Below are 3,483 nucleotides of genomic sequence, written 5' to 3' on the forward strand. Positions count from 1 at the left end.
CAAGCCCACTCACGAAGACAACTATGCTGCCGCGTAGCCGAAAGCCCTGACGTGTCTACCGAACCGGGGCAACTCCAGTGGCGTTCGAGTGCGCGCCCATGCGTTGAGCGATGAAGCGCGTCGGGTCCAGGCGAAGTCGCCTGGACCCGACATCTGCCATCGGCTAGTAGGTGGTCATGCCCTGGTCCATCTCTGGGTGGCCTGGCCGTTGCACGTGGCGACGGTCACGGTGGAGCTGTTGCCGGTGCCGGTGACGTTGAGGCAGAGGTTGTTGGCGCCGCTGGTCACGGTGCCGTTGGAGTTGAAGGTCCACTGCTGGTTGCTGTTGGTGTGGCAGTCCCACAGTTGCACGCGGGTACCGGAGCCGGCGTTCGTGGGGGCGTCCAGGCACTTGCCGAGGAGCTGGAGTCTGCCGGAGCCGTAGCTGAAGAGCTGGTTGGCGTTGGTGTGGCAGTCGTAGATCTGCAACTGGGTGCCGTTGGCGTTGGCGCTGTTGGGGGAGTCGACACAGCGCCCGGCGCCCTCGTTGCGCAGGCGGAAGCTGGTCGTGGGGGTCGGGGTGACCGTCGGGGTGACGCTCGGGGTGGGCGTCGGGGTGGGCGTGGAGGTGCTCTGGAACTGGGAGATGAACTTCCACACCTCTCCCTTGGTCCAGGTTTGGGCGCCGTTCTCGGTGTAGGTCCCGTCCACCGGGGCGGGCGTGTGACCGTTGTCGTACGCGGCCCAGACGACGGGGTATCCGGCCTGGCACCCCGAGTAGGCGGTGACGACGTGCGTCCGGCTGCCCGAGGCCGGTTCAGGCGGGTTCTGGGCGGTACAGCCGTTGTTGCGGACGAACCTGTCCCGCAGCGTCCGTCCTTGCGAGATGTTGAGGACGCTGTCGGTGATGCCGTGCAGTCCCATGTAGGCGATGGGCTGGGTGCCGCCGCTGCATCCGCTGAGCTGCGCGCCGGCGAACACCGCGACCGCACGGAAGACCGTCGCGCGGCTGCACGCGAGGGAGAAGCTCATGCCGCCGCCGTAGCTGAACCCCATGGCGAAACGTAGTGAGGGGTCGACGCAGAGATCCGCCTCTACCCGCCGCATGATGTCGTCGAAGAGGGTGACGTCCTCGCCGTTGGAGTTGGCCCAGCCGTTGTTGAGGCCCTGCGGCGAGATGAAGATCGCGGTGTTGTTCGACAGCTGCCGCTGTCCGTAGTAGGACCAGGAGGCCCCGCTGCTTCCACCGGAGTCGACGTCGTTCATGGTGCCGTTCAGCCAGTGGATGCCGAAGATCAGACGATAGGGGTTGTTGTTGTTGTAGTTCGCGGGAATTCGCAGAATGAAGCTGCGATTCTTTCCGCTGGACTGAATGGTGTGTGTTCCGCTGCTCAGCGTCGGGCTCTTTCCACATCCTGCGGTTCCCGCGAGCGCGGCGGCGGTGGACGCCGAGGCTCCTGTGCTGCTGCCGCTGCTCATCGCCGCGTACCCCGTCACCAAGACGAAAGCCGCCGCGAGCGCCACGGTCCTGAGGATGGACCTATGCTTCAACATTTGCGATTCCCTCTGGCTGTAGGGACCAGGCCGACGATAAAGACATGTTCTGCGTTCCTCTCCATCAGCGGCATCGAATGCCCGGAGCTGCGAAACCGGAATCGGGCGTGAGCGCTAACATTCATCAAGAATTATCGGCATACCGCCTGCACGCTGTATGGGGTGTAATGCAAGGGAGCAAATACGACCTGATTGCGGATGTCAAGTAACTTGCTTCGCAGCCCCGGACGCCGGGCCTGCGGGGCGCGCCCCTGCGCGTGCTGGCCAGGGAAGGTTCGCGCCCCGCCCCCGGCGCACAGGATGAAACTTTCGTAGCGAACAGGTCGATCGCGCACCGGGCGGAGGGCGATGGCTCCCAACTATGATCATGAGATGCCGCCGTCACACGCACTGCGCCCCGCCCAGAAGTTTCGGCAAAATTCCGATACTTTCGGTTGGAATCGGCCAATCCCGGGCCGCGTGGGTCGGGGACTGCCGGGCTTAGAGCTGATCCGAAAGTCGGCGGTTTAGACGACGACTCATTTGGTGAGTCGGCGGTAGCAAATTAGCGCAGCCCGAGCGCGCATCATGTTGCATACGAACACGCAAGACTCATGTTGCATGCGAATCTACATGTCAAATCCTGCGCGCGGCAGCGAAGAGGCCTCGATCCAGCGATCGACGTTGCTGTCACTGAAGATCCACAAAGGCCCCGAACGATAATCGCTCGGGGCCTTTGTGCTGCTCGGTTGCTGTGGTCAGGGGCTGGGGCGAACCGCCGACCTTCCGCTTTTCGGGCGGACCAATCATCCTGGCCGGGTAGCGGAGACCATGGTCGGAGGGTGGTGGACGGTTGTACCAAAGACGCCCCCCATCGCATCAAGTGTGGGCTTGATGAGGTTATCCAGATCCCAGACCTCGTTCGCATTGCGGGCCATGGAAAGCCGGAACTCCAAACGAACGGCGAAACGCGCCTCCTGAGGCTGCACTCCGCTCGTAGCGATGGCCGATCGAACGGCATCTTTACAAGGCTTTTCGTGGGCTGTAGCGAAGGTGGCAGGCCGGCCGGTCACCTGAATCGTCACAACATGGCGATCCGTCATGCGCTCTGGGATCGCGCGCCGCCTGCGCGGCCGAGATGACTCGAACCGCCTTCTTGTCCGGCAAGGTCGAGATCGTCCACCGGCATCCACAAGTGTCAGGAAGGCCTGCTCAGAGACGCCCCACACCTGATCATCTTCCATGGATGTCCGCGCGCGTCCAAGGACGGTGTCAGCACTCCCGTTAACAAGATCACGCATGATGAAGAGACGCTGTCATACGCAATGGCCACTCCCTCGCGCCTGGCAGGTCCTGGACCGTCGTGCTCCACTGGATCAATGGGAAGCGCGATAACGAGCCTCATCGCGGTCACAGGGACGCTGCTGGGCGCCACCGTCACCTACGTCTTCCAGTTGCGGACAGCGCGGCAGGCGTGGTGGATCGCACGGGAGGAGCGGCTGTGGCAGGAACGCCTCGCCGCCTACAGCGCCTTCTCCGACACGCTCACGGACTTTCGGAAGAGTCAGAACGATCGCTGGCATCGAGAACGGAAAGACCAGCAGAGCGCCGCTCGTATGCAATCGTCACGGAGCGACCGTAGGAAGAGACCCACACCATCGGCAACGAGTTTTCAGTGATCCCATCCCAACCCGGTAGCGCAGGTCGCGGGCTCGCCGCAGGATTCGGCATCGGTACGGCCACCGCCCGGCGCTACGTCCGCGAGAACGCTCACCCCCTCGACCAGGCGCTGCGGGCGGCCAAGCGTGCCGGCTATGCCCTCGTCGTGCTGGACGGCACGCTCATCCCCATCGATCGCGTGGCCGCCGACCGCCCGTACTACTGCGGCAAACACCAACGCCGGTAAGTTAAGCCGATTTACCGGGTTGACGTGGCAACGAGGCCCCTGAGACGACTGATTTCGACCAAGAG

At 63.6% G+C, this 3,483-nt stretch carries 2 protein-coding genes and 1 pseudogene; 1 reads left to right on the top strand and 2 read right to left on the bottom strand.

The window, feature by feature from the left end; genetic code table 11:
• Nucleotides 1–174: 174 nt before the first annotated feature.
• Together ACSDR0_RS49785 and ACSDR0_RS49790 are read right to left on the bottom strand one after the other, a co-directional pair.
• Nucleotides 175–1,533, bottom strand: a complete 1,359-nt coding sequence (locus ACSDR0_RS49785) for a ricin-type beta-trefoil lectin domain protein (RefSeq protein WP_435295992.1) — start codon at nt 1,531–1,533, stop codon at nt 175–177.
• 785 nt (nt 1,534–2,318) lie between these two features.
• Nucleotides 2,319–2,615: a hypothetical protein gene (locus ACSDR0_RS49790; protein WP_435295993.1), complete on the bottom strand. Its 297-nt coding sequence runs from the start codon at nt 2,613–2,615 to the stop codon at nt 2,319–2,321.
• 608 nt (nt 2,616–3,223) lie between these two features.
• Here ACSDR0_RS49790 and ACSDR0_RS49795 point away from each other — a divergent pair.
• Nucleotides 3,224–3,412, top strand: a pseudogene (locus tag ACSDR0_RS49795) (IS5/IS1182 family transposase); the annotation flags it as partial.
• Between the last annotated feature and the right edge of the window lie 71 nt (nt 3,413–3,483).

It is taken from the genome of Streptosporangium sp. G11 (genome assembly GCF_051192615.1).
GTDB lineage: Bacteria > Actinomycetota > Actinomycetes > Streptosporangiales > Streptosporangiaceae > Streptosporangium.